This window comes from Megasphaera hutchinsoni (assembly GCF_001553405.1).
GTDB classification, from domain to species: Bacteria; Bacillota; Negativicutes; order Veillonellales; family Megasphaeraceae; genus Megasphaera; species Megasphaera hutchinsoni.
The window spans coordinates 149,591-170,260 of record NZ_KQ960953.1 but is presented as its reverse complement, the minus strand read 5'-3'; the positions used below and the strand labels follow the sequence as shown (position 1 = coordinate 170,260).

The following is a 20,670-nucleotide window of genomic DNA, read 5'->3' as shown; positions in this document are numbered from 1 at the left end:
TTCTATTCTACCACACGACTATATCCGTGCCATGCCTTTTGTACCAATGCTCTTACGATCTGCTTAATATATTCCCGACGTGTTTGCGCGGTGCATAACTCGTCATCGCTAACAGCCATTTCTTCTGCCGCCAAGTGGGCAACGTTTTCACAAACGGTAACCCCTTTTTCCGTCAATTCGATGCTCGCATTATGGGCTACTAATGCACCGCCCGGTCTTGCACCAATAACGACTCGCCAGCCTTCTTCTCGTACGGCCACCGCCGCTGTAATATAAGGTATTTGCGTTTTTTCTTGTCGTATCGCCGCATAAGCAGCATATACTTTTTCTTTAGCAATGCGTATTTCTAAAATATCTTCTCCCAAGGGTGGGCAAGATATATAATCACGTACACACATACGGCCTTTATGCCGTAAAACCACATCTACCTTTAAGGAAATTAAAAAAGGGATGAGCAACGATTGAGGATTTTTAGAGGCAATAACTTCTCCTATGGATAGCGGATCTGTTTCCAGTGTATCTTGTGTATCTTGTAAAAATTGAACAAACGTTCCACCGGCTATATCTTGTAAAAGGGTATTATTTCGCAACACTTGTAATGTTGTATTCGCCCCAATGGCAATTTCTTCCACACAATCAGAAATATATACACCTGCTTCGCATTCGCTTTCACAAGGCGTAAGCACTGCTGCTATTTCCTGTTCTTCGTACATGTACGTATTGTGTCTTTCTTTCATAAGGATCGCTCCTTCCCTACTATATAAGAATAAATTCCATATCCGCTACATTCGGACGTTGCCGTTGTAGCTGAAAGGAATCATTATTACACGCAATGACCGACTCTACCAAGTCATCCGTACTAATATCTGATAATAAAGATAATTCTTCTTGATATACTAAAATAGGCATAAATAACTCTACCTTTCGACCGTCTTGCATAGTATATGCCGCCAGTTCACCAGATAGCTGCGACATGATCACACCGGATAAAGGCATTTGTTTCAAAAAGGGTACCGCCACTTCCCCCTGAGATAACACCCAGCCATTTGTCACCTTTACCTGATAACGATGAAAAAATTCAGCAAGACATAGCAGTAATCGCAACGGCCACGCCGCTGTATCATCTAATTTTATCGGAAACTTTGAAAAAGGCCATGACACCGTAACCATCAACCATAATTCAGCTCCGCCTATATCCTGATGTTGCCCCTTCGTCACCATAGAAGGGTGATTCATCCCAATAGTGTGAATGATATAAAATGGCTCTATGGCACAGGGATACAATACTTGTAAAGAAATTCCCGTATCCTTGCTTTGGTTCTCTATATATGCCGCTTGATGTTGAGGAAAACGAGCACGAAAAAATGCACCGATGTCTGCTTCATATGTACTTTTCTTTATATTTTTGCTGAAAAAAGAACCTTTCTTTTCCCATTTATTCTGCACTCGCATCATGGTTCTCCTCTTTTCTAGTATCTATGATTATTATACCATATACCTTTTACTTAGCCTATAAAAGGTATGTTAATATCCTTTTATCAGCCTCACATGTAAATAATCTTATCTATATTGTAAAGTTGTACATTCTATAGTACACTACTGGTGTAGAGAACAAAATCCTCTCTTTGACACCATAACAAAAAACGAGTCACTTCTATAAGAAGTGACTCGTTTTATCTTTTATTTTCCCCTTATGCATTCATCGCTTTTTCTAAGCGTGCCGCAATAGCTTTTCCCGTTTCCGTTTGTGCTAAGCCACCTTCGGATGTTTCTTTTAACGCGACTGGCATCAATCTACCAATTTCTCCCATCGCTTCAATAACTTCGTCTGGCGGAATAACACTTTCAATTCCAGCAAGTGCCATTTCTGCTGCCGTCAATGCAAGTACGGCATAACAGCCATTTCGTTTGACACAAGGTACTTCTACTAACCCTGCAACAGGATCACAAGCTAAGCCTAAGGTATTTTTCATGCACAAGGCAAATGCATGTAAAATTTGGGTCGTTGTCCCTCCACAGAGATATGCCGCCACCGCAGCTGCCATCGCAGCCGCACTGCCACATTCGGCTTGGCAACCGCCGACAGCACCGGCAACGGTCGCTTTATGTGATACCACCGCACCGACACCAGCAGCAATAAACATAGCTTCGCCTTGTTCTTTCTTGCCAATATGTCGCTCTTCCGCTACGGCTAATAAGACAGCTGGCACAATGCCGCAACTACCCGCCGTAGGACAGGCGACAATTTTAAACATTTTCGCATTGGCTTCGGCTATGGCAACCGCATAACTAAGTGCTTTATTAGCTAAACTTCCCAGGAAAATAGCCGGATGTTGTTGTACCCGTGCCGCATCACCACCAACTAAACCGCTAACAGAACGGTCTGTATCGTTCAGACCGGCTTGCACGGATTCATGAAATACGACAATACGTTCCTCCATTAATTGCCGTATTTCGCCTTCTGATTTTTCCGCTTGTTCCATTTCATGACGAATAATGATATCTGCCAAAGTTGTTTGATATTGCTGTGTTAGTTTTACTAAATCTTGTATTGATTTATATTCGTATTGAAACATGTATCTCCTCCTACAACGGTAATAATGTAACAACGCTGTCAATCGCCTGAATTTCCCCTATCGCCTGTACCATTTCTTCCGGTACAGGACTATCTGTACATACAATCATCACGGCCATGGCATTTTTACCACTACGAAATACACGCATATTCGATACATTGATATTTCCCGTTGCCATAATTGTCGTGGCTTGAGCAATAATGCCGGGCAAATCTTGATGCACCGTAATGAGCGTATGTTCTTCTCCACTCAACGCTACGGCCGATCCATTAATTTCACGGATTTCAATTTTCCCGCCACCTAGCGAAACGCCCATAACTTCCATTTGTTTTCCCGATCGTCCCGTCATGGCAATCCGTACCGTATTAGGATGATTCGGTTCTATATCGCTACGCTGCAAGGTAATATCCACCCCTTGTTGAGCAGCAATTTCAAAGGAATTGCGTAAGCGTACGTCATCTGCCATAAATCCTAATAAACCTGCCACGAGTGCACGGTCCGTGCCATGCCCTTTATACGTTTTCGCAAATGAACCGTATACGGTAATCTCTGCTTTTATTGGTTCTTCTTTTAATATATTTCGTGCCATGAGGCCAATCCTTGCTGCACCAGCCGTATGCGAACTTGATGGTCCAATCATAACGGGACCAACTACATCAAATACACCCATATATCCTCCTTAAGGTACAATAATCGCTTGTTGTAAATAAAAACTAAATAAGTACATTTCTTTTACCCGTTTACCTGTAACTTGTTCAATCGCTTCTTTATAGATATCTAATTGTACGCGATATCGTTTAATAAACGCCTCTTTATCGGGTAGAAAATCATTTTTATAATCTAATAAAATCCATTCATCCTGGTCAAGAAACAAGGCGTCAATAATCCCTTGTACCAAAACAGCTTCGCCTTTTTCTAAAGAAGGCAAGTATGTATTTTGTTTCAATAAAACGCTAAAAGGATATTCTCGATGCACTTCCGGTGACCTTGCCATGCACTTACCTATGTCAGATTGCAAAAAAGCCTGTAAATGTATTATATCCACCATTTCACTTTCTTCACTCGTAAGATGCCCTTTTTGCGTTTGTTCTACAAGATATGCCCGAATATCCGCTAAAGATAAATCAACTTGCAAGGGAATATACTGCATGGCTTTATGCATAGCCGTACCTCGCATAGCCCCACTCACACGGTCTTGTTGTGGACGTTCCCACGCAGGCGGTATCATAAAAGGATTTTCTTCCGTTAATGGCTTAATCAACGGTTCACTTAATTCTTCATTGTCAGCCTGCTGTATTAGCGAATGTTGTCGTTTAATTTCCGATACGGAAATTTTCGCTGACATATGCACAGCTTCAGGAAAGGGGTATTGCCACCGTAAAGCAGAAAGCAACCATCTTGGTGCTGGTGTTTGGGTCAATATACCTTGACGAACCGCTTCTATCCGTGCGTCAGCGGTCTTAGCACGTGCTTCCCCTGTTTCTGGTGAAACGGCACCACGAATTTGCACCTGCCATATATCGTCTTCCCATATTTTACTGTTTTCCAGCGATTCCATCAAGAAATTATCGACTTTATTTAATACGACCGACATCACCCAATCCAAATACGATTTTGCTTGTGCCGGATGTACCCGATGTCGCCAACGTAACAAATCGTGCTTCATCTTATTAGTATGTCCTACAAGGATTAATTTATCTCTTGCTCGTGTCATTGCAACATATAAAATACGTTCTTCTTCAGCTGTACTCTCCCAAGCCAACTGCGTTCGCACACCATTCCATGCCAAGGTAGGATAGAGCATCCGCCAGAGTGAATCGTATTGTTTAATGCCGATGCCCAACGTGTGATGACATAAAATCAATTCATTCGTATCACGACGATTAAAGGTTTTGCCCATATCCGCAACAATAACGACAGGGAATTCTAACCCCTTACTTTTATGAATACTCATAATGCGCACGACATTTTCATGTTCTCCTAACACGTTAGCTGGTGCTAAATCAACGCCATCTTCTTGCATTTTTTCAAGCAACCGAATATAGCGAAATAGACCACGATACCCTACCTTTTCATAAGCTTGAGCCCGATCATACAAGGCCTTCAAGTTACCTTGTCGCACGCTACCACCCGGTAATCCCCCAACATAATCGTAATATGAGGTATCTGTAAAGAGCCGCCAAATTAGCTCTGCAACACCATGTCTACGACCGTACGTACGCCATTCTTCAAATTGTCGTAAAAATTGTTGTACCCGTTTTTGCTCTTCTCCCTGTGCTATCTGACTAGCAAAATACGGCAAATTTTGCCACAAAGAACCAGTTTGGCAAGTCCGTAAATTAGCTAAGGCGATATCGTTTATCCCGACAATTGGCGAACGTAAAACAGCTGTTAAAGGAATATCTTGTTCAGGGTTATCAATACATTGTAGTAAGGATATCATAACCTGTACTTCAATGGCTGCAAAGTATCCACCTCGCTGTTCTGCCACAGAAGGAATACCAGCTTGTTGTAAACATTGGGTTAACGGGGCCGTTTTTCCTGCCAAAGAACGTAATAAGATAACAATGTGCCGATACGTCAATGGCTCTAATGAGCCATCTTTATTAGCAATTTTTTTACCGCTAGCAAGTAGTGCTTGTATACGTTCTGCTATAAGCGTGCACTCTTTTTCAAACGCCGTCTGTTCGGGCAAGAGTTCCTCTTCCGCCGGTTCTGCCAACCGTTTTTCCTCATCAGCATCTGTCACCAAAATATGTATTTCCGTCTTACCACCAACCCACGCTTCGTCATCCAGTTTTTCGCGTCCAGCATAAAGACGTTCTCGCGAACCATATGAAAGACCCGTTGTTTCTTCGGTCATTACCTGTTCAAATATTTCGTTTACCGCTGCTAATACACTCGGAGCACTACGAAAATTACGACACAAGTCGATACACCGTTCCGTTGCTGCTTCTTCTCGACTAAATTGGGTGTATTTCTGCAAAAAAAGCGTTGGATCGGCTAAACGAAAGCGATATATACTTTGCTTAATATCCCCGACCATAAAGCGATTATCTTTTCGCGATACTAATTGTATGATCGTTTCTTGTACGCCATTCGTGTCTTGATATTCATCCATTAAAACTTCACTATATTTTTGTTGCAGCTCTAACGCCACAGAAGAGGGAATAATCTGTTCGGGTGTAGATGCCGGATCCAATAAAATCTTCAGACACAAGTGTTCTAAATCGCTGAAATCAATCCATTGCTTTGCTTTTTTCGCCTCTCTATACGCATTAAAAAAATCAGTAGTGATGTCAACTAACCCCGATATAATGGGATACATCGTTTGCATACCCGCAAGCCACGAGTCTTCTGATACAGAAAAATAAGTAGGCACGGCCTGATCTTGAATATATTTCTTTATATCCGTACGAATTTTTTTACACTGTTCCCACACGGCTTTATCCACTTCATCCAGTTTACGAAATGAAGGCAAGCGTGAAAATTCTATGGCAACAAGGGCTTTTTGTAACCCTTGCCATGTCGTTTTAGATGCAGCCGTAATAAAGACTTGTTGTTCTTGCTGAAACAGCAATAATCCTTTTTCTAACGCCGGATATTCACTAAGTTTTTCAATAAGTTGTCCATATAACCGGATGTTTTCGCGTAGCATCCGTTGTATTTCCATGATAATAGGTTTGCTCCAAGCTAACTTATCTATACCTGTACCGTTCGGAATATCATAGGCTTTTGCCGCCTCTTGCAACCAATGCAAAGGCCAAGGCATGCTGATAGCATATTGATACAAGCGTTCAATCGTTTGCATACAAACATCATCACCACGAGCAGTGCCAAACATATCGACAATCGGATAGAGTATATTCGCCTTCGTTTCCGATTCATAATAGGATAACAAAACCTCTTCCATTACTTGTTTTCTAAGTAGACTGAGTTCTTCTTCGCCCGCTATTATAAAAGACGGATCTAAATCAATTGTATAAAAATAATTACGAATAACATCCTGACAAAAGGAATGTAATGTCGATATCGAAGCAGCCGGCAACAACGCCAATTGTCGTTCAATATCTGTTCTACCTGTCTTTTCTGCAACATCCGCCAAGGCAACGGCAATACGATCTCTCATTTCTGTTGCTGCAGCTTTCGTAAACGTAACGACCAAAACATCAGTAATATCCGGCGAAGACGGCGAGTCGATAATACGTTGTACAATCCGTTCAACCAATACAGCCGTTTTGCCTGAACCCGCTGCAGCAGATAATAACAACGTTTGACCACGGCTCATAATCGCTGCTTGTTGTTCGTTAGTCCATGCCATCTTCTTTTTCACCCTCTTGGCGAATTTTATCTCGCACGACATCATTGCTTTCTTGCTGCCACACATGATAGGCATTGCCACATTGCGTGTCAAAACGGCAAACCGCTTGATATGGGCAATATACACAAGGCGATGAGATTCCTTGCCGTAACGGAGCAATATCTATATATCCATCCGTAATGCGTAATGCCGTTTCATATAAACGTCTGCGTACCATAGAAAGCATATACGCCCACCCTTGTTCTGTATACATTTGATTGCCTGCATTACTAAGCGTACCATCTTTTTTAAGCCGTAAATTAAGAAATGCCGAATAATCATGCATCGAAATATCTAAGGATTTCATAATTTCACCATCATCTAAAAAGAAACCATTCATTTTATTACTTTTATAAAATAAATCAGCCTTCTCCTCTTCCGATAGACAATGTTTCAACGATTGTTTATCATCTCGCACATAACAATACAATACGGCCGCTGGTAATGCATCCCCCTCCATTTGTAATAGCGCTACATACATATATGTCAGTAATTGTAACTCTATGCCCATAAAAACGGACTGCAATGCCAACTCTTTACGCCCTGATTTATAATCCATAACAACAAGATAGAATTTATCATTTCGTTTCATGACATCCACTCGATCAATTTGTCCTGTTATAGCCGCTTGAAAGCCGTTCGACAAAGAAAGATCCAACGATGGCCATGAATTAGGCATGCGCCCAAAAGATTGTTCTAAGGCATACATGTTAAAATCGGAGGTGCTACTAAATGCCTTCAATTGCTCTACCGTACGAATCAACGTACGAATAAGCCGTTCTTTAATATGCAAAAAATAAGCATTAGACATCAAAATATCTTGACGTACCAACGGAGCGACAACTTCTGTTGCTTGTCTACATATATCAGGAATCGCCGTTCGGTCTAAATCCCGCCATTGTTTCCCCTGCGTTAATAAATCATCACCGATATATTTCAATGCTCCGTGAACTAACATACCTAAATCGGGTGCGGCAAATTGATATTTTTGTCTTTCTTGCAGTTGTAACCCATAACGCGAAAAATAGGCAAAAGGACAAGCTCGATATTGTTCAAACTTAGTCACGGAACCACGCAACACGCCATCCGGTGCAAATACCTTGCGGACCATTTCCGGTGACAACGTGACAGGGGTATTCTGATGAAATAGTCCCCGTACGATACGGCATACATCGTCATGATAACCGAGCAATATCGCTTGATCATATACGGCCCACCAAATAGGTGAAACGGCTTCCCCCTGGGTCGCCGGTTGCAATTGAGATGGCAATAACTGTAACGCCGCCGGAAAACCCGTAATGAGACGTTCTTCTTCCCCTTCTTGCAAAGTTCCATCCATATAGCGATATGTTTCTACATATCCCCGTTCTTTTAATTGCTTGATCCAAAGAGATGGTTCTAACGCACTGTTATCCGTATCAGTCAAAGCATACGTAAGATATATTTTTTCTTCTGCCCGCGTCAATCCCAAATAAAACAGAAATTTTTCTTGTAAGGAGCGAATTCTTTTTCCTGGTGCTAGTAAAAGCCCAGCATCTTCTAGTTGCTGGCGATCCCGTTCGTGAAATACACCTTCTTCACCATTACGTTTAGGAAATTCACCATCATTCATGCCACATAGGAAAACTACACGCCCTTGCATAGTATATCCTCGTTCTATAGAGGTTAAGGTGACGTGATCTAAGGTCGGCGGAATTAAACTAAATTGTAAAGTTTCAATTCCGTCTTTGATAAAAGTCAAAAATTCTTCTAACGATACGATATCATCTCCACAGAGAGTAACTAATTCATGCAAAAAGGACATCCACTTTTTCCATACTTGTTCATGCTCTTTGGCTTCCATTGCATGCCCACACGTTTGTTCTTCTTCTTGCCACTTCTGCAAAGTCTGAGGTACTTCAAGCTGCTGCAACCACTGATACAATAACGTACACCACTCTTGTAAGGTATGCGATGTCCGCGAAGCTTGCCAACAAGGCCATAAGCGTTGACGAATATCCTGACGAATAAGATTAATCTCTTGTAAAGTTTCGTCAGCAATCCCTTTCGTTTTCATCCCATCTATACCCACGATGGCTCTACCATACGACCAATCTTTTTCTTCTAACCAATGATACCCTTGAATACCATAGGCCAAGCAATAATTTTCTAACTGATCAACTTGCTCACGAGCAATGGGAAATAAATCGCTTTTTAGCAATTGGAACAACGGTTCATACGCCCAAGCACTCTGTAATACAGACAATAGAGAAAGTACCGTTTCGACAATGGGATGCGACGTCATCGGCCTTTGATAATCACTAAATACAGGCACACCATAGGTAGCAAAAATACGCTCTACCATTTCATTATACATTTCACTAGAGCGAACAACGATTAAAAAATCTTTATACCGATATCCTTTTCGACATAAAGATTGAATTTCTCCAGCAATACTAGCAATTTCAGTTTCTTTTGACGTACATTCCCATACAGATAACCCTGGAATTGTTTTGATTTGATTGCGTGGTTTCGCCTGAAAAAACGAATACACTAATTCTGATAATGCTTTTTTATTTATCGGAGATAAAACGACTGTTTCCGCATGAGGAAATTTCTTTTGCATATTTCTGTAATCGACATAAGAGCGATGAAATAAGGCTGTTTCTCGATGTTGCCATGCCATTTGCTCCGGTTCCATCGGTAACGTAATCCATATATCAGATGCTACTGCTTCTAACGCCATTAATACTTCTATTTGTTTAGGTGTAAACCATTGAAACCCATCTACACCTACCCAAATATCTCGCAAAAAAGGGATCCCTTTTATTTCTCTAATGGCAGCGGATAATAAATCATCCGTACTTCCTAGATGTGCTTGTAAGAATTGTAAATAACATTCATAGATGAGAGCCATATCTTGTAATTTATGTTGTAGTAATGGCTCCGCAACATGGTTTGCCGCTTGTTGCAAATGGGTTGGCTCGATACAGAAAGAGCGGCATTCTTCAATAAACTGGCGTGCCGTATCCGCAAAATTAGGTTGTAACGCCGCTTTACGCAAAACAGAAAAAGACGCTTTCTTTTCACGCAAAATCCGTTGCAATGCAATTTTTTTTCCTAAATCAGATATGGATACTTGTGTTTTTCCTCGTTCTTGTAATATCCAATAAGCTAGCCGTGAAAAGCCTAGTACTTGAACTCCCATGTACCCCTGCTTGGGCATATATTCAGCAAAACGGCGTTCCATAGTATACGTAGCCTGATCGGGAACAATAAAAAGTGCTTTTTTACCTTGCTCAATATGCTTATGTAAGGCGTCAAAACAATATTGTGTTTTCCCACTGCCACTCCTTCCTATGATAATCTGAACTGCCATTTTTTACCTCCTATTAGTGCTTATTCTACACCATTCCTTATGCTACTGTAATGCCATCGTAATTTCTTTTGCCGTTTGCACAATAGCCTGTATATATCTCTTTTCGCCATCATCGGAAAAGCGTGCAATCGGGGCAGAAATACTAATGGCAGCTTGAATTTTTCCTTGTTGAAAAATAGGGGCCGCAACACAGGCCATACCCAATTTTACTTCTTCTTTTTCTACGGCATATCCTTGTTTTTCTATTTGTGCTAACTCGCGCTCCAATACATCCCAATCCGTACAGGTATAGGCCGTAAATTTTTGTAATCGACACCCCCGATAAGTATTTCGATAGGTCGGGGAATATGCGAGCAAGCATTTACCAGAAGCAGAACAGTAACTGGCTCGTATCGCACCGACAGGTGGTGCTAAATCAATCGTTTGTGGTGCTTTAATCTTTTCTAAAATTACATGTTGAGGATATTTCATGGAAATATGGGAAAAGGTGGTTAAATGCACGCTTTCTCGACACGTTTCTACCAACGCTTGTGCATAGGGATATACAATATTCTGTAAGGTTGCTTTTTCTTTATACAACATCCCTAAAGAATACAACGGTAACCCTAGCCAATATTTTCCCGTAGCTTGTTTATAAACAAAACCACGTGCTTCCAGTGTTTCAATCGTCCGACTAACCGTGCTTTTTTGTAAGTCTAATTGACTACTGATGTCCGTAATACCCAATGGTCGTTCTTCTTGCAAAAATAATTGTAATATAGCTAATGCCCGATCTATTGATTCAATCATATGTGCCCCCCACTATAATTCCGTTATCATCTGCCATATCTTTTTTCATTATACGTATAATCAATATTCTGTCAATCTATCTTGAGATAAGAAAAAACGGCATGTTTCATGCCGTTTTTTCTTGCTGTGCCTCACATAGAGCCTGTGCCAATGTATCTAATATATCATGGCACTCTAAATTCTTCTTCCAATGTGCTGGCACTGCTTTTTCTCCATACAACGTACCGGCAATGCTACCACATACGGCACCACACGTATCACTATCACCGTCTTGATTGCATGCCATAATGACCGCTTCTCGCAAGGAATTATTTTTTAAAAGGCAATACAATGCAATAGATAGGGCTTCATCAGCAGACCATCCTAAGCCCAACGTTTGTATCGAATGGATCGGATTGTGATCCGATACGGCCTCATCCACAGCATGCAACAATTGCTTTAATAAGGAAACCCCTTCGGGTTTTTGTTGTAACAGTCTAAATCCCTCTGCTAAGGCGATACGCAATTCGCCTCCTTGTGCCAAAGAAGCGATCAAAGCACTCAAAAAACCAGCCGCTAAATATGCAGTCGGACTGCCATGGGTAATCCAACCAGAGCAACAACCCACAGCAAATGCTTTTTCTATATCATCAGAAAAATACAAGCCAATAGGAGCTGAGCGTAATACGCTGCTACCTTTGCACGTATTCTTGGCCGCTTTTCCTGGGGTAAAGGCACCTGCCGCTAACGTAACCAAACAATTTTTTCGCGGATAGCGGCGAGCAAATACTTTTTCTTCGCCCATAATATCATAATTCCACCGATTTTCATGCTGTTGCCGTTTCATCCAGTCAGCTTGTTCTGGCGAAATGATTCTTTCAGTCTGTGTATAATACCAACGCATGTAGGACTGATACAATCCTTGTTCAAAAGAAATATCTTCATGGGCGGCCCATAAAATACCATCCGCCGTAAAAAGAGATAAATGTGTATCATCAGAAATAATGCTCTTGTTGCCATGCTCAGGTAAGGCTAATACCGTTCTTAGTCCATGTGTCCCATAGCGTTGATGAATCGTGTTGAGATCTAATTTTTCCAATAAATACCCCAACGCATCCCCCACAGCACCGCCAAAAAAACAACCTCTAAACCGCTCTGCTTTTTCCATGATACACGCCACCTCCTAAGAATAATTATACTACTCCGTCATTATCATAATCCCGTGCCATCCATTTAGTAGTCGTCGTAAATGTAATGGTTACCCATTTTTCATAAGAACGATACCCTAAGGCGGCATCAATTTCTCCTCTTATTTCATCAAAATCAGACACGCGCTGAATCGGATAATCCAACGGTAACAATACATCTATTTCAATGATTTTCGCTCGTCCAAACACTTGCACGCTCGATACATAATCTTGAAAACCGTACTTTTTCAAAAAACCATCCATAACCTGTTGGACATGTTGATGGAGCTCCAATGGTGCAATCCCTAATAATTGTTTAACCGATGGAATTAAAATTTTCAATGACGGTGATACCATTTGTATGCCTAACACAATCATAATAAGTGGATCTACATAAATCTGCCAATACACATATGGGGTAAATTGTAACATCCATGCTGTGCTGAAACTAATCAATAACCCCGTAGCCAATACAGCATCAATTAACCAACTCAGATTGTCATAATGGACAAGATAAGATTTTACTTTTTTATTCGCCTGATGAACATACGCATAAAAGCTCCAATCACCAATCGTAAAAAAGATTGCATAATATACGGCTAATCCAAATTCAACTTCTCGACCACCGTGCAATAATCCCCATATACCGACGCTCAAAGCATAAGCTACGATGAAAAGGGTAAAAACACCTTCCATCAACATCACAAAAGACTCACATTGCCAATACCCAAATTGAAATCGTCGACTCGATTCTTGTTTTGTCAACATGGCCGTAAACATCATCAATAATTTAATAACAATGGCCACTAAAGAAAAAATACCGTCTAATAAAATCGCTTGTGAATGGCTCCATATGCCCATTACCAAACCGCCAACAGCGACTACACCCATCATTAATGCGGATAATAATAATAATCGCGTTTCTCTATTTACTAATATACTGCTATTCATGTTATATCCTCCTGATAGTTTTTTTATCTATCAGGAACAGCTCAAATACGCACTATAATACCGTACTTCCGCTAAAAAAAGGATTCTACAAAAACATCGCTCGTCTACATCACTTTCTTCACGGGAAGGTAACAGCTCAGAACCAGTGTTATTCAAAATATGCATTATATACCCTCCTTTTAAATTAAGTGTTTACAAAATATAATTATTGGTATATTATATATATTTTAGCTTTATTTATAGTATATCAAAAACTAGTATGCTAGTCTACTATGTATATGTAAAGCTTATTAAATGGCTATAAATAAGCACTATTTAAAAATTTACTGTAACCGCACATATTCCATTCTATCCATATATTTATTTTGACAAGCGGTTAATCCGCTACTATTCAATTCACTATGTTACACATGAAAAGAAAGTTATTTTTAATAAAAATAGATCGCTCGCAAAACAACTTAATGATATGATTATAAAAAACAATATAATATCATAACGTTATGCAGGTAATTATGATAAAAACATCAGATGTTATGAATAGTTTACAAATAGCTTCCTTTTCTTTCCGTTTTTGCTCTATACACTACCGCTGTTACAAGATACAATAAAAAAAACAAGAGAAAGGATTTTGCTTATGAATTCAACCACAACTGCTTTATCGACGGAATTCACAAAAACACTATTTTCCCTCGATACGATTTCCCATTTTGTATTACTGCACGGACCTAACCTAATATATGCATTATTCATCTTAATCCTCGGTCGTTATGTTGCTAAATTTTTCAAAAAAATAGTCAGTCAAATGATGCAACATGCCCATTATGACCATACAGTCAACACCTTTATCAGTCAAATTATTTATTATGGCCTAATGGCTTTAGTCCTGTTATCAGCAATCAATAAAATCGGAATTCCCACTAGTTCCTTTATTGCTGTATTCGGGGCCTTCGGTTTAGCCGTGGGTCTATCCATGCAAAGCAATTTAGCGAATTTTGCTTCGGGTATTTTAATCTTAATTTTTAAACCTTTCAAAGCGGGCGATTGGGTGACCATTGATACAATAGAAGGAAAAATTAAGGGCATACAATTGATGAATACGTCCATCATAACCAAAGATAATAAAATGATCTTTATCCCCAATTCCCATATTACATCCAGTCCTGTGACAAATAGCACCTATCTTGATGAACGGTACATTCCTTTATGCTTAGACATTAGCTATGATAATGACCATCATCAAGCAATTCAAGTCATCAAAGATGTGTTACACCAAAATAAGACTGTATTAAATGCAAATACTGTCGAGATTGGCATTCGTGAATTTGGCGATAACGCTGTCCGTATTGTGGCCTATCCACGTGTAAAGGGCTGTGATTTTCTATCGACTAAATATGCTTTATTGTCAGCTATAAAAGACGCTTTTGATACCCATGGAATTGATATTCCCTATCCACAACGAGTAGTTCATCTCCAACGTGATGAAAAAAGTTCTTCATAAATACAAAAACAGCAGGAAAACAAGGTTTCTTGTTTTTCCTGCTGTTTGTGTATTGTCTTACAACCATGCCAACAAAGGAGAAATCATCAAAAGAATCCCCATACCCACAATAGGATATAAGACCTTCCCTTTATATTTTTTAAAATCAGGCAACATCATCACGACATAAACGGGCAAAAAGCAAGCAATAATCCCAATCAAAGCGCCCAAGAACGGGGTTACTCTTAAAATAGGAATATTTAAGACACTAATGCCCCAACAAAGAAGTACACAAAATACACTACTACCATACAACAGTAGCTGCTGATTAATGTGCTGTTCTGACATATATCGTTTTAAAACATTCCTAAAAATACCCATACAAGCATCACGAAAGCCTAAAAACATGGCAAAATAAGCCGTAACCACGGCAAATATATTTAATAATAAATTCAGTAGTTTAAACCATGTATCATCTAAGTCTTTTGCCGCTAACGCCAATGCGGATATATTCTCCGCATAAGCTTGTAAAATTTGATCATGTTGCATTGCTAAATTAAAGGAAATCGTATAGAACAATACTAGCACTACCAAAAAAATATATGACAAATGATATATTCGTAAAGAGCGATAATGGGCAACAACTTTATTTTCATGGCGTGAGCGATAATAGATAGCAATAGGCCCTAAAGCGACAAAAAATTCAATCGACATAGCAATAAAAGGCAATAAGATAATAACGTGTTTAATCATATATGCCGCTTCCGAAGGGATAAACATATGTGTTACCTGCCATAATGGGATCATAACCAATCCTAACAAGGCGATCACTATCACTTTAGCGAAAACCATGCCTGACGATACTTTCATTAAGACCTTCTCGCCTTGTGAGGCAATGAGAACGATAGCTGTAATTAATCCTAATCCATACCATATGTTTTCTGACATATTAGATGTTGTAACGCCAAAAGTCATTAAAAAGGAGGCACTATCATTCGTTAAGGCTGTAGAATATAAGAAAATTAAAATAGTCGTAAAAATAAAATATAAGATACCTAAAAAAAAGCCCCAATTCTTTCCTAAATATCCTGAAATAATTCCAGCAAAATCTTCACATATTGGGGCCTCAATCAATACATTTAAGTATAACTTTTGATGTGCATAAGCAATAGGATAGCCAATTAAAGCCGCTATTAAAAAGACAAGCAAGCCTGATAGCCCTACTTGAATGGGTAAAAAAATAATTCCAGCCCCTAGGGACATACCAACACATAAGATGATCCAACCAAAATCCATTGACGTAAATGCCGTAGCTTGTTGCCAGGTCTGCTGATTCATCCCTGATTTTTTTTGATAGTTCCCTGCACCGCAGAACCAATCCATACAACGTTGTAATTTTTTCATAAGTCTTCCCCTTAATAAGATAATAAAAGTAATAATTTTATTCTATCGAAAAAAACAAATTTTGAAAAGAAAAAAGCACAACGAAATATACTTTTCGTTGTGCTTTTTACCAAACTATCTCATACAGACCAATTATAAGGTAGCTGCAATGATTTCATCTAATTCTTCGGGTGTTGTCGTCGGTTCAAAACGACTTATTTTTTTACCATCACGACTAATTAAAAATTTAGTGAAATTCCATTTTACTCCATTGCCTTCTACATTATCGGGATAATGTTCGGTTACCACATCTTTAATGATTTGGCCGCCTTGCTTATTTAATTCATACCCTTTAAAAGGTGCCGCTTCTGTTAAATATTTATATAAAGGAATAGCATTTTCTCCCCGTACATCTACTTTTGCAAATAAGGGAAACGTTACGCCATGATTTAATTTACAGAAACTTTGAATTTCCGTTGCATCTCCCGGTTCTTGTTCCAAAAACTGATTGCAAGGGAAACCCAATACAACCAATCCTTTATCTTGATACTTTTTATATAATGCTTCCAACCCATCGTATTGTGGCGTAAATCCGCACTTACTTGCCGTATTAACAATTAATAATACCTTTCCTTTGTACGCATCTAACGTTACTTCTTTTCCTAAAATATCTTTTACTGAATAATCATATACACTCATCGTGCATCCTCCTTTTACCTCTCTTAGTAGTATATATAACGCATAAAATCTGCGTTTTTAATAAAATTATCGTTTTTCATTATTAATTAGTAATCATTTTTTATTATAGATAAATAATACCATATTTCTAAGATAAAATCAATAGATTATCCTATAAGGAATGCAAAAAAAACGGATGTTTTTAACATCCGTTTTTTTCTTATAAAAATAGTTGTTGAATAAAAGGCGATATCCATGGATCATAGCAAAATTGAAGAAATAAAAATACTAAAAACCCAATCGTTCCCCCAACAATAGCACCATTAATACGTATCCACGCCAAATCCTCGCCTACTTTTGTTTCTAAAAAAGCATTAAAGCGTTTTTTATCAAAACCATACAATACATCTTTTACAGCTGTCGCAATCAAAGATTTTTCATTATCTAAAACAACTAAACAAGCCCGCCGAATTTGTTCGTTTAACCAGTCTTTTATTTCTGGATGTTCTTGGCAATAGGCAAGATACCGTAATACTTGCTCTTCTAGCATATCTTTCAATTCTTCTTTGCCTACTTCTCCCGTTGTGAAATGTTTCTGACTAGCTCGTTGCGTTGCCTGCAACCACTGTTCTAAAGGCAGTGAATCGACAAATTGATCTTGCCAATTTTGCACGGCATAGGCTAGTTGTCCATTCATCGAATATAAAAACAATTCAAATTTACGACAAAGCCATTCGCGTTCTTCGCCTTCCGCCGTTTCCCATTTTTCTAACCACGTTAAAATTCCCCCTCTAATATCTTGGGCAATTTTTTTGGTGTCAACAATACCCCAAAATTTATTAATTGTAATAATTGCATTCGGTGCATTTTTCGATTCTTCCATCCATTGTTGAAATAATCGTACCAACATATTATCAAATTCATCGCTATCGACAATACGCCGCCCCAAATGAATGGCATCATGAAACATGCTGCTATGAGGGTCTTCTAATAACGAAATCAGTCTGTTTTGAAAAAAACTAACCAACGGCTGTCTTTTTAAATAGATACGAATTTGATGAACCATATTTTCTTGGGTTTTATTTTGTGCGACAAAACGATATGCCCGTAAAGATACTTCAAAGAGAATCGCCCGAAATTTTTCTCGTCCTGTCGGACTCTGAATCCATCGAATGAACATATCCATAAAAGATAGGGTATACAGCTTTTCCTTCCATTTATCTGGTTGCAATAATTTTTCCGATATCATTCGTGTGATACTTTCGATAATTTGCGTTCGATTGCGATACAATAATTCCGTATGATAAGGAAATCCTAACGGTTTTTCAAACAACGCTGTCACGGCAAACCAATCGGCAATACTGCCAATTAAAGCCGATTGAATAACGAAGAACAACAATTCTTCTGCCACACTCAACGTGTGCGTGTACCACCACCACAAAATAGCCATAAAACATATGGCTGATAAGCCTAAAATCGCATTTGCACGCTGTCGATAGGTCATCCTATGCCCCTCCTTTCATGGCATACATTACCAGATAGATAACCGCACCTAAAACAGCTCCCACTAAAGAACCATTAATCCGAATCATCTGTAAATCATACCATATGCGACTTTCTAATTGTTCTGCTAAATAGTGGCTATCATATTTTAAAATTTCTTGTTCCGCCGTTGCCCCAAACCACAATTGCAAACGTTTTAATTCTTTTGCCACTAAAGCTAAGGCCGTACGATTTACCTGTTCAATGCGATCAGGGCTTTCACGCCAAGATTCTAATTTCTGTATGACATATGTCGCTGCTGATGTACATACACGTTTTTGCCTATCCGGATCCTGAATGTATCGCTGCCAGGCTTCTTTCGTATCTGGACGTATAACTACATTTTTATACATCCGATTTTTATATTCGTCCAAACTATTTTTCCAGTCTTCATTAAATTCAAAGCGATCTACTTGCTTCCATAAATACCGCAATGCCGCATCTCGTTTTGTTGATTCCGGCTTTTGTGCCTCCCTCAATACGTCTAAAACTTTTTGTGATATTTTTTCTGATACTGTGCGAGGGCTAAAGATTTCACTTTTCAATAGCGGTTTAATAAACAGCTTGACAAATGGATGACGATTCGCATATTGGTGAATCGAGGCTTCATAAATTTCGCCCATATATTTTTTCATCGTATCACTTTGTACCAATGTCATAAGATGAAGGATCATAAAATCCAAAAAATCTTTGCCTGATTCGCCCCGTAAGCCAATACGAATCGCTTTACTCATAATCGGTGCTAAATCAATATTTTCCACAGCTTTACCGCCGACATCTGCAAAGATACGCACAATCGTCCGCATATCTACCGTATATAAAAAAGTATTCAGTACTTGCCCGGAAATTCGTTCTGCTGCCCGAAAGCCATTTTCCGTATGCAAATAATTCAAGGTAGTTGCTAAAATGGGATGATGCTTTAATACATTGTACATATTCGGAACCGTTAAAATTTCTTTTTCAACCATATGTCTCGCCATTTCAGCAATGCGTTCTTTGCTATTAGGAATAAGCGCTGTTTTAAAAGAAATACCTAAGGGTTTTCTAAATAACGCCGTAACCGCATACCAATCGGCTAACCCACCTATAAGAGCAGCACCCGCTACATGCGTAATCATGCCTCCCCAAAACAATGTGCGTACAGGATACGCCAATAGTAACGCTACCACAGCAATACCGAGTATATAATTCGCTATCTGGGTATGCGGTCGCGTTGTCTTTACTTCTTCCATCATGTTCCTCCTCAACCATTTAACTCCCTATCTTTTTACTAACACCATACCCGTTCTTCGCCCTCTTTTTGAGGAATCCAGAGCGGCACACGTTGATATTGTGCAAGAAAAGATTGGGAAGGACTCCACGAAGAACCAAAATAATGCATCGGAATCATTCCCTTAGTTATCGTTACTCGCTGTAAAAACCCTTTAATGCCCCATTCTCTTGCCGCTCCTAAACGAGCATCAACAGGGAAAAAGGCAATGTCTGCTTGCATTCCTTGCAAATGTTCCATTTCGCGCTGAAAATTCATCTTTGCAATCTTATTGTTTTCATCTGTATCTTCCATCCAATGCCACCAATTTAAATCGCCTGCATGAAAAAAGGTATATCCATTGGTACGCACAAAAAAAGAACCGCCTTCATCCGTCGAGCCATATTGCGTAATTGATACATCGTCCACAGTTATTGTATCATATACCTTCATAGAACGCATTTTTTCACTATCAGATAATACCAAGGGGACTTCATCATTAACAATATAATATGCAGCATGCTTTACAAACTTACCTATGGCAGGATTAAAATGATCGCCGTGCCGATGACTCACAAAAAACCATAATGGCTTGTCTTGTGAATAATACGCCGACACGATCCCTTTCGGATCTTGATAATAATCAAAAATCAATACTTTATTTTCGGTTTCTACGGAAAAACCGCTATGTGCCAAAAATGTAATCTTTACTTCTGACATATATCCTCCTTGCCTATAATACTAGACTTTATATTTTGTATTTTTTTATTATATCATTAATTTCCCCAATGTATAAAGAAAATATCTTTTCTTTTATCAAAAAAGCTGCGATCCCCGTAGGTATCGCAGCTTTTTCTTAACCGTGATGAAACTCTACTCCCATAGCACCTTTAGGATGAGTCCAACTCTTCACACCTTTACCAATAGCAATGACCCGGCATGTGCCGCATTCTAAACATCCTTCATGCGAAAATGTCAATTTTCCATCTATATATTTATATAGTTCTGCAGGACAGGCCATAACTAACCGTTTGATTTCTGTTTCATCTGCAAATGTTTCGTCAATTTTAATATGTGATTCATGTTCATCTGTAACGAATTTTACAAAACCCAATTTATCATCAATACTCATCTTTGCCAT

General features: G+C 39.1%; 16 protein-coding genes. 1 reads left to right on the top strand and 15 read right to left on the bottom strand.

Annotation, left to right across the window (positions count from 1 at the left end; translation table 11 throughout):
* Nucleotides 1-2 precede the first annotated feature (2 nt).
* The 9 genes from HMPREF3182_RS06505 to HMPREF3182_RS06465 form a co-directional block, all read right to left on the bottom strand.
* A complete protein-coding gene (locus HMPREF3182_RS06505) occupies nt 3-737 on the bottom strand; it encodes a hypothetical protein (RefSeq protein ID WP_062486383.1) in 735 nt (244 codons plus the stop codon).
* Between the two features lie 19 nt (nt 738-756).
* A complete protein-coding gene (locus HMPREF3182_RS06500; RefSeq protein ID WP_082718222.1) occupies nt 757-1,455 on the bottom strand; it encodes a suppressor of fused domain protein in 699 nt (232 codons plus the stop codon).
* Nucleotides 1,456-1,691: 236 nt separating this feature from the next.
* Nucleotides 1,692-2,576, bottom strand: coding sequence for an L-serine ammonia-lyase, iron-sulfur-dependent, subunit alpha (sdaAA, locus tag HMPREF3182_RS06495; RefSeq protein ID WP_007393296.1), 885 nt, complete (start codon nt 2,574-2,576; stop codon nt 1,692-1,694).
* Between the two features lie 10 nt (nt 2,577-2,586).
* Nucleotides 2,587-3,246, bottom strand: coding sequence for an L-serine ammonia-lyase, iron-sulfur-dependent subunit beta (sdaAB, locus tag HMPREF3182_RS06490; protein WP_062486376.1), 660 nt, complete (start codon nt 3,244-3,246; stop codon nt 2,587-2,589).
* A 9-nt stretch (nt 3,247-3,255) separates the two neighbouring features.
* Nucleotides 3,256-6,909: a helicase-exonuclease AddAB subunit AddA gene (gene addA, locus HMPREF3182_RS06485; protein WP_235808664.1), complete on the bottom strand. Its 3,654-nt coding sequence runs from the start codon at nt 6,907-6,909 to the stop codon at nt 3,256-3,258.
* Nucleotides 6,884-10,294, bottom strand: coding sequence for a PD-(D/E)XK nuclease family protein (locus HMPREF3182_RS06480; protein WP_062486370.1), 3,411 nt, complete (start codon nt 10,292-10,294; stop codon nt 6,884-6,886). The genes addA and HMPREF3182_RS06480 overlap by 26 nt, the downstream gene beginning before the upstream one ends.
* 42 nt (nt 10,295-10,336) lie before the next feature.
* A complete protein-coding gene (locus tag HMPREF3182_RS06475) occupies nt 10,337-11,083 on the bottom strand; it encodes an IclR family transcriptional regulator (RefSeq protein ID WP_062486367.1) in 747 nt (248 codons plus the stop codon).
* 106 nt (nt 11,084-11,189) lie between these two features.
* On the bottom strand, nt 11,190-12,230 hold the full coding sequence (locus HMPREF3182_RS06470) for an ADP-ribosylglycohydrolase family protein (RefSeq protein WP_007393311.1): 1,041 nt from the start codon (nt 12,228-12,230) through the stop codon (nt 11,190-11,192).
* Nucleotides 12,231-12,255: 25 nt separating this feature from the next.
* A complete protein-coding gene (locus HMPREF3182_RS06465; protein WP_062486364.1) occupies nt 12,256-13,200 on the bottom strand; it encodes a cation diffusion facilitator family transporter in 945 nt (314 codons plus the stop codon).
* 634 nt (nt 13,201-13,834) lie between these two features.
* Between HMPREF3182_RS06465 and HMPREF3182_RS06460 the strand changes: the two genes are divergently transcribed.
* Complete coding sequence (locus tag HMPREF3182_RS06460) at nt 13,835-14,698, top strand: mechanosensitive ion channel family protein (protein WP_062486361.1); 864 nt, start codon at nt 13,835-13,837, stop codon at nt 14,696-14,698.
* 57 nt (nt 14,699-14,755) lie between these two features.
* Here the strand turns inward: HMPREF3182_RS06460 and HMPREF3182_RS06455 are convergent, their stop codons facing one another.
* From HMPREF3182_RS06455 to HMPREF3182_RS06430, 6 genes are all read right to left on the bottom strand, one after another.
* Nucleotides 14,756-16,081, bottom strand: a complete 1,326-nt coding sequence (locus HMPREF3182_RS06455; protein ID WP_082718220.1) for an aromatic amino acid transport family protein — start codon at nt 16,079-16,081, stop codon at nt 14,756-14,758.
* Between the two features lie 132 nt (nt 16,082-16,213).
* Nucleotides 16,214-16,759 (bottom strand): glutathione peroxidase, encoded by a 546-nt coding sequence (locus HMPREF3182_RS06450; protein ID WP_062486359.1) that lies wholly within the window; start codon nt 16,757-16,759, stop codon nt 16,214-16,216.
* A 199-nt stretch (nt 16,760-16,958) separates the two neighbouring features.
* The gene (locus tag HMPREF3182_RS06445) at nt 16,959-18,242 is read right to left on the bottom strand and encodes a DUF445 domain-containing protein (protein WP_007393338.1); all 1,284 of its coding nucleotides are present in this window, start codon (nt 18,240-18,242) and stop codon (nt 16,959-16,961) included.
* A 1-nt stretch (nt 18,243) separates the two neighbouring features.
* Nucleotides 18,244-19,512 (bottom strand): DUF445 family protein, encoded by a 1,269-nt coding sequence (locus tag HMPREF3182_RS06440; RefSeq protein ID WP_062486356.1) that lies wholly within the window; start codon nt 19,510-19,512, stop codon nt 18,244-18,246.
* Nucleotides 19,513-19,550: 38 nt separating this feature from the next.
* Nucleotides 19,551-20,249: an MBL fold metallo-hydrolase gene (locus tag HMPREF3182_RS06435; protein ID WP_062486353.1), complete on the bottom strand. Its 699-nt coding sequence runs from the start codon at nt 20,247-20,249 to the stop codon at nt 19,551-19,553.
* Between the two features lie 136 nt (nt 20,250-20,385).
* Nucleotides 20,386-20,670: a ferredoxin family protein gene (locus HMPREF3182_RS06430; protein ID WP_007393361.1), complete on the bottom strand. Its 285-nt coding sequence runs from the start codon at nt 20,668-20,670 to the stop codon at nt 20,386-20,388.